Genomic DNA, 16,750 nt, shown 5'->3' on the forward strand with positions numbered 1-16,750 from the left:
CCGCCATGGCGCCCGCGATCCATGATCTCGCGCTCTGGCGGCGGCTGCGGCCGGCGCTGGCCGAGGGCACGGCGCAGGTGCCGAACCTGCCGCCGGGCGACGGGCCGCTGATCGTGCTGCATGGCGGCGGCACGGGCGCCGCGCCGGTCGCCGAGGCGCTGATGTCGCGGCGCAAGGATCTGCGGCTGGGAACGCTCGGCCCCGCGGCGGCGGCCGAACTGCCCGGCCTTGTGCCGTTGATGGCGAAGCCGCCCGGCGACATGGCCGGGGCGCGGGCGCTGATCGCGCAGGCCGCGCCCGCCGCGATCGTGCTGTTCGAGGGCGACCTGCCCCGCGCGCTGCTCGCCGCCGCCGAGGAGGCGGGGGTGCCGGTCACGTTGATCCAGACGCGCCCCTTCGCCCCCGCGCAGGCGTCATGGTGGCGCAGCAACATGCCGCGCGGGGTTCTGGGACGCATCTCGCGCCTGCTGGTCCCCGACACCGCCTCGCGGATCGAGGCGCTGCGCCAGGGCGTCGCCCCCGCGCGGATCGAGGTCACCGGCCAGCTGACGCCGGTCCGCCGCGTCCTGTCCTGCAACGCGCGGGAATACGAGGCGCTGCAGGCACAGCTTCGCAGCCGCCATCTGTGGCTCGCCGCCGCGCTGCCGCTGACCGAGGCCGAGGCGGTGATCGCCGCGCATCTGGCCGTCCTCGCCTATAACCACCGCGCGCTGCTGATCGCGGCCCCCGCCCGCGCCGCCGACGAGCCCGCGCTGGCCGAGCTGGCCGAGGAGGCGGGGCTGAGCGTCGCCCGCCGCGTCATGGACGACGAGCCGGGGCCGGACATGCAGGTGCTGGTGGCCGAGGACATGGCCGAGCTTGGTCTCTGGTATCGCCTCGCCTCGGTGACGTTCGCGGGCGGCACGCTCTCGCCGCCGCCCGATTTCGCGGCCCGCCATCCGTTCGAGCCGGCGGCGCTCGGCTCGGCCATCATCCACGGGTCCGACATCTCGGCCCACCCGCTGGCCTGGCGCCAGCTTCGCGCGGCGGGCGCCACGCGCCGGATCGACGACGCGGCGGGGCTGGCGGTCGCGGCCTCGGACCTGACCTCGCCCGATCTCGCCGCGCGGATGGCGCAGGCGGCCTGGGGGGTGGAGACGAGCGGCGCCGCCGTCGCGGGCAACGTGGCGGCGGTCATCCTGTCGGACATCGACGGGGCCGAAGGGTGAGCGGCGTCCGCGCGATGGGTCGCGTCGCATGAGCGGGCAGGCCCCCGATTTCTGGTTCCGCCGCCGGGGGCCGCTCGCCACCGCGCTGCGGCCCCTGGGGGCCGCCTATGCCCGCGCGACGGCGAAGCGGCTGGCGCAGGGCCCGCGCGAGCGGGTCGCGGCGAAGGTGATCTGCGTCGGCAATCTCAACGCGGGCGGCACCGGCAAGACCCCGACCGTGATCGCGCTGCTCCAGAAGCTGGAGGGGCGGGGGCTGCGCGTCCATGTCGTGAGCCGGGGCCATGGCGGGACCGAAAAGGGGCCGCTGCGCGTCGATCCCATGCGCCATCCGGCCGAGCGGGTCGGGGACGAGCCCCGGCTGATGGCGGCGTTCGGCCCGGTCTGGGTCGCGGACGACCGCGCGGCGGGCGCCCGCGCCGCGGTTGCGGCAGGCGCGCAGGCGGTGATCCTCGACGATGGGTTCCAGGACCCGGCGCTGGCGCATGATCTGTCCATCGTGGTGGCCGATGCCGCGAAGGGCTGGGGCAACGGCCTCTGCATCCCCGCCGGTCCCCTGCGCGAGCCGGTGGCGGCGGGGCTTTCCCGCGCCGATCTGGTGCTGACCATCGGCCCGCCCCAGACCCAGCAGGCATTCACCGCCCGCTGGCCCTCGCTGCCCGTGCCGAGATTGACCGGGCGGCTCGAGACGCTGCGGATGGGCATGGACTGGAAGGGGCTGCGGGCGCTGGCCTTCGCGGGCATCGGCCATCCCGAGAAGTTCTTCGCCTCGCTCGCCGCCGAGGGGGCCGAGATCGTCCGCGCCGAGGCGCTGGCCGACCACCAGCCCTTCTCGCCCCGCCTGCTGACCCGGCTGGAGACCGAATCGAAGATGCTCGGCGCGCAGCTCGTCACCACCGAAAAGGACGCGGCGCGGCTGCCGAACGCGTTCCGGGGCAAGGTGCTGGTGCTGCCGGTGCGGCTGAAGATCGACGATCCGGCGGCGCTCGACGAGCGGCTGGCGGCGCTGTTTCCAGGGAAGGCGCGGCGATAGCCGAGGGCTGCGCGTCAGGGGAGCAGCGCCCAGACCTTCCGCATCAGCCCCGGCAGGGATTGCGGGTCGAACTCCTCCCGCGAGACGATGGTCCCGCGCGAGGGGTTCGCGCCATCGGGCAGGGCGCCCCGCAGCACGGTCAGCCGCAGATCGAAATGCGTGAAGACGTGGCGCACCTCGCCTGCCTCGATCCACGCGCCGGGCAGGGGCGCGGGCAGGTCGGTCCCGTCCCAGCCCGATGTCGGGAAGGCGAGCGTGCCGCCCAGCAGCCCGCGCGGCGGGCGGCGTTCCAGCAATACGGAGGTTTCATTCAGCGCGGCCCAGACCGTGCCGTGCCGCACCGGCTTGGCGGCTTTCGGCGTTCGGCGCGGCAATTCGGCCTGAATTCCCTGAGCCCGTGCGCGGCACAGATGGCCCAGCGGGCAGATCCCGCAGGCCGGGCTGCGCGGCGTGCAGATCGTCGCGCCGAGGTCCATCGTCGCCTGCGCGAAATCCCCCGGCCGCCCGGCCGACGTCAGGGTCGCGGCCAGCGCGGTCAGTTCCTTCTTCGCGGCAGGCAGCGGCGTCCCGACCGCGAACAGCCGCGCCACCACCCGCTCGACATTGCCGTCCACCACCGTCTCGGGCAGGTCGAAGGCGATCGCGGCAATGGCTGCCGAAGTATAGGGGCCGACGCCGGGCAGCGCCTGCAGGCCCGCGCGCGTGTCCGGGAACCCGCCCGCTGCCGCCACCGCACGCGCGGCCGCCAGCAGGTTGCGGGCGCGGGCGTAGTAGCCGAGGCCCGCCCATTCACCCATCACCTCGGCATCCTCCGCCGCCGCCAGGGCTTCGACATCGGGCCAGCGGGCGGTGAAGCGGTGGAAATAGTCCTTCACCGCCGCGACGGTCGTCTGCTGCAGCATCATCTCGGACAGCCAGACGCGATAGGGGTCCATCGGCGGGCTGCCCGGCGGCGCGCGCCAGGGCAGGGCGCGGGCGTGGCGGTCATACCAGCCCAGCAGCGCGGGCGCGACCTCGGCCGCCCTGAACGCCGCCGCCATGACATCGGACTCACGCAAACTTTCACCCCCTCCGCTGCGGCGCGGTCTGGCATCCCGCCGCCCGAGCGTCCAGAGTGGCGGCTAGTTTCACTACCGAAGGCCGCTCATGGTCCGATCCGCCCGCAAACGCCGCACCGATCCCGACGCCCCGCCGCGACGGCGGATGCGCGGCTTCGAGCCGGCGGCGGCGCTGGTGGCCGAGCGGGTCCGCGCCGGGGCCGAAGGGCGCGGCTTCGCCGTGACGCGGCTTCTGACCAACTGGCCCGAGATCGTGGGCGAGGACATCGCCCGCTGCACCCGTCCGGTCAAGATCTCCCACGGCAAGGGGTTCGGCGGCACGCTGACGCTGCTGACCACCGGCCCGCAGGCGCCGCTGGTGCAGATGCAGCTGCCCGCGATCCGCGACAGGGTGAACGCCTGCTACGGCTTCAACGCGGTCGCCCGCATCACCGTGACCCAGACCGCGCCGCAGGGCTTTGCCGAAGGGCACGCGGTCTTCACCCCCGCCCCCCGCAGCGCCGCCGCGCCCGCGCCATCCCCCGAGCGGCTGGCCGAGGCCGAGGCGCTCGCCGATCACTTCACCGACCCGGACCTGTCGCAGGCGATGCGGCGGCTGGCGCTGAACATCCTGTCCCGCCGGGACGCAAACCACCGAAAGGCCAACCCATGACCCCGATCCTCCGCGCCGTCCTGACCGCGTTCGCGCTTTCCGCCGCAGCCGCTGCGCCGTCGATCGCGCAGACCGCCCCGGCCGAGACGCCCGCCGGTGAGGTCCAGACCCTTCCCGACGTGGTGCTGGGCGATGAGAGCGCGCCGGTCACGGTGATCGAATATGCCAGCTTCACCTGCAGCCATTGCGCGAACTTCCACGAGGAAAGCTTTCCGCTGCTGAAGTCGGAATACATCGACACCGGCAAGGTCAAGTTCATCCAGCGCGACGTCTATTTCGATCAGGTGGGCCTCTGGGCCGGGGTGCTGGCGCATTGCGGCGACAACGCGAAATACTACCCGATCTCGGGGATGCTGTTCGACCAGCAGTCGGAATGGCTGAAGGCGGAGTCCGGCGACCAGCTTGCCGCGAACCTGCGCAAGATCGGCGCGACGGCAGGCTTCAGCAACGAGCAGATGGACGCCTGCTGGGCCGATCAGGAGCGGGTGGAGCAGCTCGTCGCGACCTTCCAGCAGAACGCTGGTGGCGACGACATCCAAGGCACGCCCACCTTCATCATCGGCGGCGAGAAGGTCCAGAATCTGCCCTGGCCGCAGCTGCAGGCCAAGATCGACGAGAAGCTGGCCGCGGCCAGCCCCGCCGCCCCTGCCGCGAACTGAGGCGGTCATGGCACCGCTTTCGGGGCTGAAGGTCGTCGAACTGGCGCGCATCCTGGCCGGACCCTGGGCCGGGCAGCTCCTCGCCGATCTGGGGGCCGAGGTCATCAAGGTCGAGGCGCCGGAAGGCGACGACACCCGCCGCTGGGGCCCCCCCTTCATCGAGCGTGAGGGGGACAGCTCCGCCGCCTATTTCCATTCGGCCAACCGCGGCAAGCGCTCGGTCGTCGCGGATTTCCGCACGCCCGAGGGGCAGGCGAAGGTCCGCGACCTCGTGCGGGATGCCGATGTGGTGATCGAGAACTTCAAGGTCGGCGGGCTGGAGAAATACGGGCTCGACTGGGCATCGCTGCAGAAGGTGAACCCGCGGCTCGTCTACTGCTCCGTCACCGGGTTCGGGCAGGACGGGCCGTATGCGCGCCGCGCGGGTTACGACTACATCGTCCAGGGCATGTCCGGGCTGATGAGCGTGACCGGCGATCCCGCCGGCCAGCCCCAGAAGGTCGGCGTCGCGGTGGTGGACATCTTCACGGGCATCTACGGCGTCGTCGGCATCCTGTCCGCCCTGCACCAGCGCGAGCGGACCGGGCGCGGCCAGCATGTGGACATGGCGCTGATGGACGTGGCGGTGGCGGTGATGGCCAACCAGGCGATGAACTATCTCGCCGCGGGCACATCGCCGAAGCGGCTGGGGAACGCGCATCCGAACATCGTTCCCTATGCCGTGTTCGACTGCGCGGATGGCTGGATCATCATCGCCACGGGCAATGACGGGCAGTATCGCCGCCTCTGCGAATTGCTGGGCCTGCCCGCGCTGGCCGAGGCGCCCGACTACCTGACCAATGCCGACCGGGTGGCGAACCGCGACCGGCTGACCGAGATGCTGGGCGCCGTGACCCGCGGCTGGAAACGCGACGACCTGCTTGCCGGGCTGGAAAAGGCGGGCGTGCCCGCCGGCCCGATCAACGACATGGCGGACGTCTTCGCGGACCCGCAGGTGATCGCCCGCGGCCTCAGGATCGAGCCCGAGGGTGTTCCCGGAGTCCGCACCCCGATCCGCTTTTCCGACGCGGAGCTTTCGCTGGACCGCGCCTCGCCGAAGCTGGGCGAAGGCTGAATCGCTGCCCGCGCGGGTTTCGCGCGGGCATGCGGATCACACGTCCAGACACCAGCGCATGATCGCCTTCTGGGCGTGCAGGCGGTTTTCGGCCTCGTCCCAGACGACCGAATTCGGGCCGTCCATCACCTCGGACGTTACCTCGTCGTCGCGATGGGCGGGCAGGCAGTGCATGAACAGCGCGTCGGCCCTGGCCTTCGCCATCAGCGCCGCGTTCACCTGATAACTGCGCAGCTGGTTGTGCCGCCGCTCGCGCGCCGACTGGGGATCGTGCATCGACACCCAGGTGTCGGTCACGACCAGATCGGCGCCCTCGACCGCCTTCGCCGGGTCACGCTCGATCTCGGCATTCACGCCTTGCGCGCGGGCGAACTCCATCCACTCGCGTTCCGGGTCCAGGGTCTTCGGCCCGGTGAAGGTGAAGTCGAACCCGAACTGCCCCGCCGCCTGGATCAGGCTGGCGCAGACGTTGTTGCCGTCGCCCGACCAGACCACCTTGCGCCCCGCGATGGGGCCGCGATGCTCCTCATAGGTCAGCACGTCGGCCATGATCTGGCAGGGATGGGTGCGGTTCGTCAGTCCGTTGATGACCGGGACCGAGGCATATTCCGCCATCTCCTGCAGCGTCGCCTCCTCGAAGGTGCGGATCATGATGAGATCGACGTAACGCGACAGAACCCGCGCGGTATCGGCGATGGTCTCGCCGTGGCCCAGCTGCATCTCCTGCCCCGACAGCACCATGGCCTGCCCGCCCATCTGCCGCACGCCGAGGTCGAAGCTGATCCGGGTGCGGGTCGAGGGCTTCTCGAAGATCAGCGCGACCATGCGGTTCGCCAGCGGCTGCTCGGCGTCCGGCGTGCCCTTGGGGGCGCCGTTCCGCGCGTCCTTCATGCGCCGCGCATTGTCGATGATGCTGCGCAGATCGTCCCTGGAGGTGGTGTGAATGTCGAGAAAGCTTTGCATCGTGAATCGTCCTGTCCTGTTCCGAAATTGGCGCGCCGGGCGGCTATCGTCGCCGCGCGCCGCCCCAGGGGACGGGAACGGAAAGGAATCTCGGATCGGAAGGCAGGATCATCGACATGATCGCGGCAATTGACCGGCTTGCGCGCGGCAGGTCAACCCCGGAATCCCCGCCGCGCCGCCTGACGCCGCGCCTGCCCATCTTCTGTCCGCAAATATCCCGGGGTCCGGGGCAGAGCCCCGGCTTACCCGGACCGCGTCGGCCGGTCGAAGACCTTGCGCCCCATCAGGCTGCCGACCAGATCCACCATCATCTTCGCCGTCCGTCCCCGATCGTCCAGAAACGGGTTCAACTCGACCAGATCCAGAGAGGTCATCAGCCCGCTTTCATGGATCAGTTCGCAGACCAGATGTGCCTCGCGGAAGGTGGCCCCGCCGGGAACTGTGGTGCCGACCGCCGGGGCGATGGAGGGGTCGAGGAAATCGACGTCGAGGCTGACATGCAGCATCCCGCCCGCCGTCCGAACCTTGTCCAGAAACGCCCGCATCGGCACGGCAAAGCCGTATTCGTCCAGCACGCGCATGTCGTTGATGGTGATCTCCGATTGCTCCAGCGCCGCATGTTCGGCGGGATCGACGCTGCGGATGCCGAACAGGCAGATGTTCTCCTCGGGGACCGGCGCGGGGAAGGGCGGGAAGTCGTCGAAGCCCGGCCGCCCCGCGAGATAGGCGAGCGGGGTGCCATGCAGGTTGCCCGACTCGGTGGTGACGGGCGTGTGGATGTCGGAATGGGCGTCCAGCCACAGCACGAACAGCGGCCGCCCCAGCCGCCGCGCATGGGCCGCGACCCCGGCGACGCTGCCGAGCGACAGCGAGTGATCGCCGCCCATGAAGATCGGCAGCCCCTCGGCGCTCGCCGCCTCTCCCGCCGCCTTGAGTGCGCGGGTCCAGGCGAGCGTCTCGCCCAGATGAAGCACGGCCGGGTTCGGATGGGCCTGCTGCTCCACCTCGATGGGGGACAGATCGCCCCGATCCTCGACCGAATGTCCCAGCGCCGCCAGCGTATCCATCAGCCGCGCCACCCGGTAGGCGGCCGGACCCATGAGACAGCCGGGCCGCTGCTGGCCGCTGTCCACGGGGGCGCCGATCAGGATGCAGTGGGTCATGGCAGGCCTCCGGCTGGGATCGCCCGCGACCTTGCGGCGCGCCGGGCAGCGCGTCAACCGCGCGCCAGCGCCAGCCCCGCGGTCACGACCAGCGCCACGCCCGACAGGAACAGCAGCGTCAGCGCCGCCCGCCGGATCACCAGCGGCGGGACCGGCGGCGGAAAGCGCCGCGCGACCCATGTGCCCAGCGTGATCGCCGGCACCGCCCCGGCCAGCGCCACCAGCGTCAGGCGGTCGATGCTCCGGTCGGCCATGGTCAGCGCCAGCCGCCATCCTTGGGTGATCACGAAATAGCTGACCAGCGTCACCCGGATCGTGTCCAGCGTCATCGGCTGGCGATAGAGCAGCCAGATCAGCGGCGGCCCCGAGGTCGCGAACAGCCCGCCCATGACGCCGCCCGACGTGCCCGCCGCGGCGAATGCCATCGCCGGCGAACGTTTCGTCCAGGGCTTGGGGCGGCTCACCAGTTGCAGGGCGGCGGCGGCGATGAAGACGCCCAGGATCAGCCGCAGCCATTCCAGCGCGCTGCCGGCCATCCAGTGCAGCAGCCAGTAGCCGAGCGCGATCATCGGCACCGCCCCGGCAACGGCATAGACCAGCGCCTGCCGGTCCGCATGGCGATGGTCGCGCCACAGCACCATCGCCCCGTTCAGCAGCACCAGCACCGAGATGATCTGCGCCGTCACTGGCAGCGGCAGCAGCCTGAAAAGGGTCGTCCCGCTCATCACGATCAGCCCGAGCGCGAAGCCGGTCAGCGTCTGCGACCACGCGCCGGCAAAGCCGAGCAGCCAGAACCCGATCAGGTTCGCCCAGACGATATCAGCCACGAACGCCCTTGAAGCGCTCCTGCCACTCCTCCCGCTGCTCGTCGGTTATCTTGGCGAACAGCACGTCGGGCACGACAAAGGGATGGCCGGGGGGCAGGGCCTCCAGCGCCGCCCCGACGTCGTCGGGCCAGCCCCGGTCGTCCGTGCGCATCGCGGTCAGCATCGCATCGGCGGTGAAGGGGATGAAGGGTGCCGACAGCACCGCGTAAAGGCGGATCAGGTTCAGCCCCAGACGCACCTGCATCGCCGCCTTCGCCGCGTCGGTCTTGAAGCTGGCCCACGGCGCCGCCGATTGCAGGTATTCGTTGCCCAGGCCCCAGATGGCGCGCAGTTCGTTCGCGGCCTTGCGGACCTCCATCGCCTCCATGAAGCCTTCATAGGCGCGGATGCGGGTGGTCAGCGAATCCAGCAGGGCCTGTTCCTCGGGGCCGTATTCGCCGCCTTCCGGCACCGTCTCGCCGAACTTCGAGCGGCAGAACTTGGTGATCCGGCTGACGAAGTTGCCCAATACGTCGGCCAGATCCTTGTTCACCGACTGCTGGAAATTCTCCCAGGTGAACTCGGCGTCGGACCCCTCGGGCGCGTGCGACAGCAGCCACCAGCGCCAGTAGTCGGCGGGCAGGATCGACAGCGCCTGATCCTGGAACACCCCGCGCCCCTGCGAGGTGGAGAACTGCCCGCCGTCATAGGTCAGGTAGTTGAACGACTTGATGTAATCGACCAGCTTCCACGGCTCGCCCGATCCCATGATGGTCACCGGGAACGACAGGGTGTGGAAGGGCACGTTGTCCTTGCCCATAAACTGGGTGTAGCGGACATCCTCGGCCCCCTGATCCAGCCGCCACCAACGGCGCCAGTCGGCGTCGGGCTTGCCCCGCGCATCGGCCCATTCCTTGGTCGCGGCGATATATTCGATGGGCGCGTCGAACCAGACGTAGAAGACTTTTCCCTCCATCCCCGGCCAGGGCTCGTCGCCCTTCCTGACCGGCACGCCCCAGTCGAGATCGCGGGTGATGCCCCGGTCCTGCAGCCCGTCTCCATCGTTGAGCCACTTCCTGGCGATCGAGGTCGTCAGGATCGGCCAGTCGGTCTTGCTGTCGATCCAGTCCGAAAGCTGCTGCCGCATGGCCGACTGGCGCAGGTAGAGGTGCTTGGTCTCGCGCACCTCCAGATCGGTCGAGCCGCTGATGGCCGAGCGCGGCTCGATCAGGTCGGTCGGGTCGAGCTGCTTGGTGCAGTTCTCGCACTGATCGCCCCGCGCCTTGTCATAACCGCAATTGGGGCAGGTGCCCTCGATATAGCGGTCGGGCAGGAAGCGGCCGTCGGCGACGGAATAGACCTGCCGCTCGGACACCTCGCGGATCAGCCCGTTCTCGGCCAGCCTGCCGGCGAAATGCTGGGTGAGACGATGGTTCTGCGGGCTGGAGGAGCGGCCGAACTCGTCGAAGCTGAGGCCGAAGCGGCGGGCGATGTCGGCCTGCACCTCATGCATCTCGGCGCAGAACACGTCCACCGGCTTGCCCGCCTTGGCGGCGGCAAGCTCGGCCGGGGTCCCATGCTCGTCGGTGGCGCAGATGAACATCACCTCGTTGCCGCGGCCGCGCTGGTAGCGGGCGAACAGATCGGCCGGCAGCTGGCTGCCGACGAGATTGCCCAGATGCTTGATGCCGTTGATATAGGGGATGGCAGAGGTGATGAGATGGCGGGCCATATGCGCGTCCTGTGGGGAAGTCGGGCGATCTTTAGCGAAGCCGCCGGTCCAATGCCAGAGCAGGGGCGGGCGGCGTCGGATGGGACCGGATCATGTCGGTCGGCCCGTTCATCGCCGGGCTGCGCCGTTATCGCAGCGGCGCCGCAGGGGGCGCTGCCCCCGCCGCGCAGGGCGCGGCTCCCCCGGGATATTTCTGTCCGGCCCGAGGGGCTTAACCTGATCTTAAGATGATGGTGGCAGTTTGGTCTGGCGGAACAGGCGGGGACGCCGATGACCGCTCCGGACCGAGGCGCCCTCGTTCCCGCCCATCTTTCGGGCCGGATCGGGGGCGTCCATTTTCGGGGCGCGCTTCTCGGGCCGGACGCAAATATCCTCGGGGGAAGGCGGCGAAGCCGCCGCGGGGGCAGACAGCCCCCGCGCTTACCGGCGGCGGTCGCGGCGCGAGCTCATCGGCTGGAAGGCGACGCCGACATGGGCCTCGCAATAGGGCTTGCCCGGCTGGCTGGGCAGGCCGCAGAACCAGAACTTGTCGGTCGCGGGGTCGCCGATCGGCCATTTGCAGGTCCGTTCGGTCAGTTCCATCAGCGACAGCTTGCGCGATTTCTTCTCGACCTCGCGGACGGAGGCGAGCGCCTCGGGCGAGATCTCGTTGGCCGAGGGTTGGGGCGGCAGCGGCTGGCCGGCGGGCACGATCGGGCGGCGCGGGGTGAAGACCGGCTGCGGCGGAGGGGCGGCCTCGGGCTCGTCCTCGACCTCGGGCGCCTCGGGTTCCTTCGCGGCTGGCGCGGATGCGGCGGCGGCGGGGGCCTTCGGCTCTGCCGGCGCTTCGGGGGTGTTGGCGGGCGCAGCCTCGGTATCGGCCTTCGCGGCGGGGCGCGGCGCGGCCTTGCCCTTGCGCTCCGCCGGTGCGGCGGCGGCCGCTGGTTCGGCCGTGGCGGCGGGCTCGGCCGCGGCAGGCGCTTCGCCCTCATTGCGGTTCGACAGGCCGAGGCGGTGCACCTTGCCGATCACGGCGTTGCGGGTGACGCCGCCCAGATCCTTGGCGATCTGGCTGGCCGACAGGCCTTCGGCCCACATGCGTTTCAGCGTCTCGACGCGCTCATCCGTCCAGGACATGGGTTGCCTTCCTTGCGGGGGACCGGCCGGGCTCGCGGGGTTGCACATCCGGGCCGGGCCGTCTTTAAACCGGGATGGTTGGTAATAAAGCCTGCGCCCCCGGATTTCAAGGATCAGCCGCGCCATGTCTCACACTCCCGTCGATCTCGACCGCCAGCTGGGCCAATCCATGGGCGTGCGCCGCTTCGGCCGCATCAACCGGCTGGGGCTTCAGACGCTGATCGGGCGCGAGGTGCGCCGCTTCCTCGCCGTCTGGCAGCAGACCGTGTTCGCGCCGCTGATGACGGCGGGGCTGTTCGTGCTGGTCTTCGCGCTGGCCCTTGGCCGCGACCGGGGCGAGGTGATGGGCGTGCCCTATGTCGAGTTCCTCGGCCCCGGCATCCTGATGATGACGGTGATCCAGAACGCCTTCGCCAACAGCTCGTCCTCGATCATCTCGGCCAAGATGCAGGGCAACATCATCGACACGCTGATGCCGCCGCTCTCGGCGGGAGAGATCCTGACCGGCTATCTGGTCGGCTCGCTGATCCGGGCGGCGCTGGTCGCGGTGGTGATCGGGCTGGGCCTCGCCGCCGTGCTGGGCCTCGTGCCCGAGCATCCGCTATGGGCGGCGACGTTCATCACGCTGGGCGCGCTGTTCATGGGCGGGCTGGGGCTGCTGGCCGGGATCATCGCGCAGAAGTTCGACCAGATGGCGGCGATCACCAATTTCGTGGTCACGCCGCTCTCGTATCTCTCCGGCACGTTCTATTCGGTCCATGCCCTGCCCGAGCCGTTCCGCACCCTTTCGCACTGGAACCCGATCTTCTATCTGATCGACGGGGTCCGCTACGGCTTTCTCGGCGTCAGCGACGCCCCGCCCGCGCGGGGGCTGCTGGTCTGCACGGCCGCCGTGCTGCTCGTCGGCTGGATCGGCTGGCGCTGGCTGCGCAGCGGCTATCGGATGAAGCCCTAGGCGGGATTGCGGGCGGGCGCCTCGACCCAATTGTCGCTGCGCCCCCAGAAGCGGCGCAGCAGCAGCCCGGCGGCGGCGGTCAGCCCGACGACCAGCCCGGCCCACAGCCCCGGCGGCCCCATCCCCAGCGGAAAGGCGAGCAGCCATGCGGCAGGCAGGCCGATCAGCCAGTAGCTGATGACCGCCAGCACCATCGGCACCCGCGTGTCCTGGACGCCGCGCAGCAGTCCCAGCGCCACGGCCTGCAGGGCATCGACGACCTGGAACGCGGCGGCATAGATCATCAGCACCGCCGCCAGCCCCACGATGACGGGCGTCCTGGGATCGCTCGTGGACAGGTAAAGTCCCGCCAGCGTCTTCGGGATGGCGAGGAACATCGCCATCGTCAGCACCGCGAAGACCCCCGACAGCAGGATCGCGGCCAGCGCGGCCCCGCGCAGCCCGGCGGGATCGCCATGCCCCCTCGCAGTTCCGGCGCGGATCGTCGCCGCGTTGGAAATGCCCAGATGGACCATGAAGGTCAGCGACGAGATCTGCAGCGCGATCCCGTGCGCGGCCAGCGCGTCGGTGCCGAACAGCCCCATCATCAGGTTCGAGCCGGTGAACATGCCGATCTCGGCCACGGTCGTCAGCCCGATCGGCAGGCCCAGCAGCAGGATGTCGCGGAACGCCGCCCAGTCGGGCTTCCAGAACCGCGCGAAAAGTTCGAACCGCCGCGCAACGGGCAACCATGCGGCGCACAGCGCCAGCGCTGCCAGTTGCACCCAGTTGATCGCCGCGCTCGCCAGCGCCGCGCCGAAGACGCCCCATTCGGGGAACGGACCCGGCCCGAAGATCAGCAGCCAGTTCAGGACGGCGTTCGCGGGCAACCCGGCCAGCGTGATCCACATGACCACATTCGCCCGCCCGAGCGCCGCGAGATAGCTGTTCAGCGTCATCCCGGCCAGCACCGTCGGCATCGCGAAGGCCATCACCCGCAGCCACTCCTGCGCCAGCGCGGCAATCACCGGCTCCTGCCCCAGGGCGGACAGGATCGGACCCGAGGCCCACATCAGCGGCGCCATCAACGCCGAATGAAGGATCGAGAGCCACAGCGCCATCCGCGTCGCCCGCCGTACATCCGTGTCATCCCCGCGCGCGAGCGCCGAGGCGACCCGCGCCATCAGCCCGATCGCATAGCCGCCCCCGGCCATGAACAGGATCAGGAACACCGAGGTCGCCAGCACGACGGCCGCCAGCGCCTCGACCGCGTAGCGCCCGACCATCAGCGTGTCGATCACGCCCATGGCCGTGCGCGCGAGATGACTGCCGATCAACGGCAGCGCCAGCACGAGTGTCGGAAGGGTATGAAGACGCCAGGGGCCCATACGGCTCCCTTGGCACGGGGGCGCTATTCCGGCAAGTGGCCGGAGTGTCGGGCAGGCGGCGGATGCTGAGCGAGTTTTCCGCGGAATGTCAGCCGTTTGCCTTGGACGTCGCGCGCCGGTCATCTCGCCCGCGCCGCTGTCCGAGCGGCGGCGCTGCTCGCCGCTCAGCCCAGCCGTTCCGGCAGCATCATCCCGCGCAGGATCTCGGCCGCGCCCATCGGCCGCTTGCCCGGACGCTGCGCCTCCAGCACCTCCACCGCGCCGTCCCCGCAGGCGATGGTGAAGCCGCCCAGCACCTCGCCCGGCGCGCCCTGTCCCTCAGCGAAGCGAGAGCGGAGCAGCTTCACCCGCTCGCCCCCGATCTCGCACCACGCGCCGGGAAAGGCCGACAGCCCGCGGATCAGCCGGTCCACTTCGGCGGCCGGGTGGGTCCAGTCGATCCGCGCCTCGGCCTTGTCGATCTTGGCGGCATAGATCACGCCATCCTCCGCCTGCGGAACGGCGGGCAGGGGCATGCGGTCCAGCGTCTCGACGATCAGCGCCGCGCCCAAGCCCGCGAGCCGGTCGTGCAGGTCGCCGGTCGTATCGGTGGGGCCGATGCCGGTGCGCGCCTCGGCCAGCACGGGGCCGGTATCCAGCCCCGCCTCCATCTGCATGATGGCGACGCCGGTCTCCCGGTCACCAGCCATCACCGCGCGATGGATCGGCGCCGCCCCCCGCCAGCGCGGCAGGATCGAGGCGTGGATGTTCAGGCACCCGAGCCGCGGCGCATCCAGCACCGGCTGCGGCAGGATCAGCCCATAGGCGACCACCACTGCCACATCGGCCCCCAGCGCCGCAAAGGCCGCCTGCTCCTCCGCCCCTTTCAGCCGCTCGGGCGTGCGCACCCCGATCCCCAGCGCCTCGGCCGCCGCGTGAACCGGCGAGGGGCGCGGCTTCTGCCCGCGCCCGGCCGCGCGGGGCGGCTGGGAATAGACGGCGACGACCTCATGCCGCGCGGCCAGCGCCTGCAATGCGGGAACAGAGAATTCCGGCGTTCCCATGAAGACCACGCGCATGACATTCTCCTTTGTCTAAGTATCCCACGGGGGTTCGGGGGTGTGACACCCCCGCCTTCGGGCGGCCCCTGTCCGTCAGCGCCGCGCCAGCTTCCGCGACTTCGCGACCAGCATCTTCCTGCGCAGGGGGCTCAGGTGGTCCACATACATCCGCCCGTCCAGATGGTCGATCTGGTGCTGAACGCTGGTGGCCCACAGGCCGACGAAGTCCCGCTCCTCCACCTCGCCGCGCTCGTTCAGAAAGCGCACCGTGACTGCGCGGGGCCGTTCGATCACGGCCGACACGCCGGGCAGGTTGGGGCTCGCCTCCTCATGCGCGCGCGGCTGCACCGAGGCGTGCAGCACCTCGGGGTTCGCCATCCGCACCGCCTCGCCCCGGCGGGTGGAGGCGTCCACCACCGCCAGCCGCAGCATCACCCCGATCTGCGGCGCGGCGAGGCCGACGCCCGGCATCGCCTCCATCGTGTCGATCATGTCGGCCCAGATCGCGCGGAACTCGTCCGTGATCGCTTCGACCGGCGCTGCGGCGGTGTGAAGGCGGCGGTCCTCGTAGGGGATGAAAGGACGGATCGTCATGCGGTGCAGCCGCCGGGCCTGAGGACGCGGCGGGTCGAGGCGGGATGCCGCGCCACCGCCGACACGGGGCGGATCGGGCGGGGAACGAGGTTGCCGCCGCAGTTGGGGCAGGTGCCCTTCAGCACGTCGCCGCCGCAATCGGCGCAGAAGGTGCATTCGAAGCTGCAGATCATCGCCGCCGCCTCGGGCGGCAGGTCGCGGTCGCAGCATTCGCAGTTCGGGCGCAGTTCAAGCATCGGCTCCTCCGCCATGATCGAGGATCAGGATTCCATCCAGATGGTCGATCTCGTGCTGGGCGATGCGCGCCTCGATCCCGGAAAGCCCCGCCTCGTGCGCCCCGCCGTCGAGGTCGAACCAGCGCAGGCGAATGGCCGCGGGGCGGGCGACCGGCACCGGCGGGCCGGGGATCGAAAGGCACTGCTCGTCGGCGGTCGTGAACTCGGGCGAGCGCCAGAGGATAGCGGGGTCCAGCAGCACGCGCGGCTCGGGCGCGTCCGCCTTCCACGCGGCGTCCATGACGAACATCCGCGCCGCGATCCCGACCTGCGGCGCGGCAAGCCCGCGGCCTTCGGCGGCATACATCGTCGCCAGCAGATCGGCGGCGAGCTGCGGCGCCTCGGGCCAGGGCATCGCCGCGGCGGGCGCGCAGCGTTCGCGCAGCCGCGCGTCGGGATGCCGCAGCACGGGCAGAACCCGGCCCTGCGGCCCCGTTGCCGCGTCCCGGTCAGGCGCGGTCACGGTCCATCTCGCGCTTCATCTTCACCATCTTGCGGGTGATCATCTGCCGCTTCATCGGGCCGAGATGGTCGATGAACAGCTTGCCGTTCAGGTGGTCGAGCTCGTGCTGGGCGCAGGTCGCCCAGAGCCCGTCGAAGTCACGCTCATGCACCCGCCCGTCGAGTCCGGTCCAGCGCATCCGCACCTCGGCCGGGCGCGCCACCTCGGCATACTGGTCGGGCAGGGACAGGCAGCCCTCGTCATAGATGTTCGTGGCCTCGGACACGCTCACGATCTCGGGGTTGACCAGCACCATCGGCCGGGAACCGGCATCGGGGTCCTTGCTGCAATCCATCACGAACAGGCGCGACAGCACGCCGACCTGCGGCGCGGCAAGGCCGATGCCGGGCGCCTGATACATGGTGGCCAGCATGTCGGCGGCGAGCGTCTCGATCTCGGGCGTGATGCGCGCGACGGGCGCGCAGGTCTTCTTGAGCCGGGGATCGGGGTGGATCAGGATGGGGCGGATCGTCATTGCCGCGATGTAGGTCAAGGCTTCACGCCGTGCAACAGATC

At 70.6% G+C, this 16,750-nt stretch carries 18 protein-coding genes; 6 read left to right on the forward strand and 12 right to left on the reverse strand.

What is annotated here, in order from left to right; genetic code table 11:
* Nucleotides 1-5: 5 nt before the first annotated feature.
* Nucleotides 6-1,208 (forward strand): 3-deoxy-D-manno-octulosonic acid transferase, encoded by a 1,203-nt coding sequence (locus KTN05_RS11350; protein WP_217329524.1) that lies wholly within the window; start codon nt 6-8, stop codon nt 1,206-1,208.
* Between the two features lie 28 nt (nt 1,209-1,236).
* Nucleotides 1,237-2,238, forward strand: coding sequence for a tetraacyldisaccharide 4'-kinase (gene lpxK / locus KTN05_RS11355; protein ID WP_217329525.1), 1,002 nt, complete (start codon nt 1,237-1,239; stop codon nt 2,236-2,238).
* A gap of 14 nt (nt 2,239-2,252) precedes the next feature.
* Here lpxK and KTN05_RS11360 read toward each other — a convergent pair whose 3' ends face one another.
* Nucleotides 2,253-3,278 carry an A/G-specific adenine glycosylase gene (locus KTN05_RS11360; protein ID WP_217329616.1) on the reverse strand — a complete coding sequence of 342 codons (1,026 nt, stop codon included), beginning with the start codon at nt 3,276-3,278 and terminating at the stop codon, nt 2,253-2,255.
* Between the two features lie 106 nt (nt 3,279-3,384).
* Here KTN05_RS11360 and KTN05_RS11365 point away from each other — a divergent pair, with 106 nt between their 5' ends.
* The 3 genes from KTN05_RS11365 to KTN05_RS11375 are packed head-to-tail and all read left to right on the forward strand — an operon-like array spanning nt 3,385 to nt 5,721.
* Nucleotides 3,385-3,948 (forward strand): DUF721 domain-containing protein, encoded by a 564-nt coding sequence (locus KTN05_RS11365; protein WP_254368151.1) that lies wholly within the window; start codon nt 3,385-3,387, stop codon nt 3,946-3,948.
* Nucleotides 3,945-4,607 (forward strand): DsbA family protein, encoded by a 663-nt coding sequence (locus KTN05_RS11370; RefSeq protein ID WP_217329526.1) that lies wholly within the window; start codon nt 3,945-3,947, stop codon nt 4,605-4,607. The genes KTN05_RS11365 and KTN05_RS11370 overlap by 4 nt, the downstream gene beginning before the upstream one ends.
* Nucleotides 4,608-4,614: 7 nt before the next feature.
* Entirely contained in the window at nt 4,615-5,721 is a 1,107-nt protein-coding gene (locus KTN05_RS11375) for a CaiB/BaiF CoA-transferase family protein (protein WP_217329527.1), read from the forward strand.
* 36 nt (nt 5,722-5,757) lie between these two features.
* Here KTN05_RS11375 and argF read toward each other — a convergent pair whose 3' ends face one another.
* The 5 genes from argF to KTN05_RS11400 all read right to left on the reverse strand — a co-directional run bounded on the left by argF (nt 5,758) and on the right by KTN05_RS11400 (nt 11,501).
* Nucleotides 5,758-6,684, reverse strand: a complete 927-nt coding sequence (gene argF, locus KTN05_RS11380) for an ornithine carbamoyltransferase (protein WP_217329528.1) — start codon at nt 6,682-6,684, stop codon at nt 5,758-5,760.
* 242 nt (nt 6,685-6,926) lie between these two features.
* Nucleotides 6,927-7,847, reverse strand: coding sequence for an arginase (gene rocF / locus KTN05_RS11385; RefSeq protein WP_217329529.1), 921 nt, complete (start codon nt 7,845-7,847; stop codon nt 6,927-6,929).
* 53 nt (nt 7,848-7,900) lie between these two features.
* Nucleotides 7,901-8,674, reverse strand: a complete 774-nt coding sequence (locus KTN05_RS11390) for a sulfite exporter TauE/SafE family protein (protein WP_217329530.1) — start codon at nt 8,672-8,674, stop codon at nt 7,901-7,903.
* Nucleotides 8,667-10,385, reverse strand: coding sequence for a methionine--tRNA ligase (metG, locus tag KTN05_RS11395; RefSeq protein WP_217329531.1), 1,719 nt, complete (start codon nt 10,383-10,385; stop codon nt 8,667-8,669). Before metG ends, KTN05_RS11390 begins: the two co-directional genes overlap by 8 nt.
* 420 nt (nt 10,386-10,805) lie before the next feature.
* Nucleotides 10,806-11,501: a GcrA family cell cycle regulator gene (locus tag KTN05_RS11400; protein ID WP_217329532.1), complete on the reverse strand. Its 696-nt coding sequence runs from the start codon at nt 11,499-11,501 to the stop codon at nt 10,806-10,808.
* Nucleotides 11,502-11,625: 124 nt separating this feature from the next.
* On the opposite strand from KTN05_RS11400, the gene KTN05_RS11405 reads away from it, so the two are divergent.
* The gene (locus KTN05_RS11405) at nt 11,626-12,456 is read left to right on the forward strand and encodes an ABC transporter permease (protein WP_254368152.1); all 831 of its coding nucleotides are present in this window, start codon (nt 11,626-11,628) and stop codon (nt 12,454-12,456) included.
* Here the strand turns inward: KTN05_RS11405 and KTN05_RS11410 are convergent.
* From KTN05_RS11410 to def (KTN05_RS11435), 6 genes are all read right to left on the reverse strand, one after another.
* A complete protein-coding gene (locus tag KTN05_RS11410) occupies nt 12,453-13,823 on the reverse strand; it encodes an MATE family efflux transporter (RefSeq protein WP_217329533.1) in 1,371 nt (456 codons plus the stop codon). The two genes, KTN05_RS11405 and KTN05_RS11410, sit on opposite strands and share 4 nt — an antisense overlap.
* 164 nt (nt 13,824-13,987) lie before the next feature.
* Complete coding sequence (gene fmt / locus KTN05_RS11415; protein ID WP_217329534.1) at nt 13,988-14,881, reverse strand: methionyl-tRNA formyltransferase; 894 nt, start codon at nt 14,879-14,881, stop codon at nt 13,988-13,990.
* 75 nt (nt 14,882-14,956) lie between these two features.
* Nucleotides 14,957-15,457 (reverse strand): peptide deformylase, encoded by a 501-nt coding sequence (gene def / locus KTN05_RS11420; protein WP_217329535.1) that lies wholly within the window; start codon nt 15,455-15,457, stop codon nt 14,957-14,959.
* On the reverse strand, nt 15,454-15,693 hold the full coding sequence (locus tag KTN05_RS11425) for a DUF1272 domain-containing protein (protein ID WP_217329536.1): 240 nt from the start codon (nt 15,691-15,693) through the stop codon (nt 15,454-15,456). Before KTN05_RS11425 ends, def (KTN05_RS11420) begins: the two co-directional genes overlap by 4 nt.
* Nucleotides 15,686-16,195, reverse strand: coding sequence for a peptide deformylase (gene def / locus KTN05_RS11430; RefSeq protein ID WP_217329537.1), 510 nt, complete (start codon nt 16,193-16,195; stop codon nt 15,686-15,688). The genes KTN05_RS11425 and def (KTN05_RS11430) overlap by 8 nt, the downstream gene beginning before the upstream one ends.
* On the reverse strand, nt 16,182-16,709 hold the full coding sequence (def, locus tag KTN05_RS11435; protein WP_217329538.1) for a peptide deformylase: 528 nt from the start codon (nt 16,707-16,709) through the stop codon (nt 16,182-16,184). The genes def (KTN05_RS11430) and def (KTN05_RS11435) overlap by 14 nt, the downstream gene beginning before the upstream one ends.
* Nucleotides 16,710-16,750: the final 41 nt, after the last annotated feature.

The sequence above is a fragment of the Paracoccus sp. Z118 genome (genome assembly GCF_019061185.1).
GTDB lineage: Bacteria > Pseudomonadota > Alphaproteobacteria > Rhodobacterales > Rhodobacteraceae > Paracoccus.

Bases quoted from the DNA above. Each gene is read 5' to 3' on its own strand.
- KTN05_RS11375 (WP_217329527.1), top strand. From the start codon at position 4,615: ATGGCACCGCTTTCGGGGCTGAAGGTCGTCGAACTGGCGCGCATCCTG.
- fmt (WP_217329534.1), bottom strand. From the start codon at position 14,881: ATGCGCGTGGTCTTCATGGGAACGCCGGAATTCTCTGTTCCCGCATTG.
- KTN05_RS11365 (WP_254368151.1), top strand. From the start codon at position 3,385: ATGGTCCGATCCGCCCGCAAACGCCGCACCGATCCCGACGCCCCGCCG.
- rocF (WP_217329529.1), bottom strand. From the start codon at position 7,847: ATGACCCACTGCATCCTGATCGGCGCCCCCGTGGACAGCGGCCAGCAG.
- KTN05_RS11370 (WP_217329526.1), top strand. From the start codon at position 3,945: ATGACCCCGATCCTCCGCGCCGTCCTGACCGCGTTCGCGCTTTCCGCC.
- def (WP_217329538.1), bottom strand. From the start codon at position 16,709: ATGACGATCCGCCCCATCCTGATCCACCCCGATCCCCGGCTCAAGAAG.
- argF (WP_217329528.1), bottom strand. From the start codon at position 6,684: ATGCAAAGCTTTCTCGACATTCACACCACCTCCAGGGACGATCTGCGC.
- KTN05_RS11410 (WP_217329533.1), bottom strand. From the start codon at position 13,823: ATGGGCCCCTGGCGTCTTCATACCCTTCCGACACTCGTGCTGGCGCTG.
- KTN05_RS11350 (WP_217329524.1), top strand. From the start codon at position 6: ATGGCGCCCGCGATCCATGATCTCGCGCTCTGGCGGCGGCTGCGGCCG.
- lpxK (WP_217329525.1), top strand. From the start codon at position 1,237: ATGAGCGGGCAGGCCCCCGATTTCTGGTTCCGCCGCCGGGGGCCGCTC.
- metG (WP_217329531.1), bottom strand. From the start codon at position 10,385: ATGGCCCGCCATCTCATCACCTCTGCCATCCCCTATATCAACGGCATC.
- def (WP_217329535.1), bottom strand. From the start codon at position 15,457: ATGACGATCCGTCCTTTCATCCCCTACGAGGACCGCCGCCTTCACACC.
- KTN05_RS11400 (WP_217329532.1), bottom strand. From the start codon at position 11,501: ATGTCCTGGACGGATGAGCGCGTCGAGACGCTGAAACGCATGTGGGCC.
- KTN05_RS11360 (WP_217329616.1), bottom strand. From the start codon at position 3,278: ATGGCGGCGGCGTTCAGGGCGGCCGAGGTCGCGCCCGCGCTGCTGGGC.
- KTN05_RS11405 (WP_254368152.1), top strand. From the start codon at position 11,626: ATGTCTCACACTCCCGTCGATCTCGACCGCCAGCTGGGCCAATCCATG.
- KTN05_RS11425 (WP_217329536.1), bottom strand. From the start codon at position 15,693: ATGCTTGAACTGCGCCCGAACTGCGAATGCTGCGACCGCGACCTGCCG.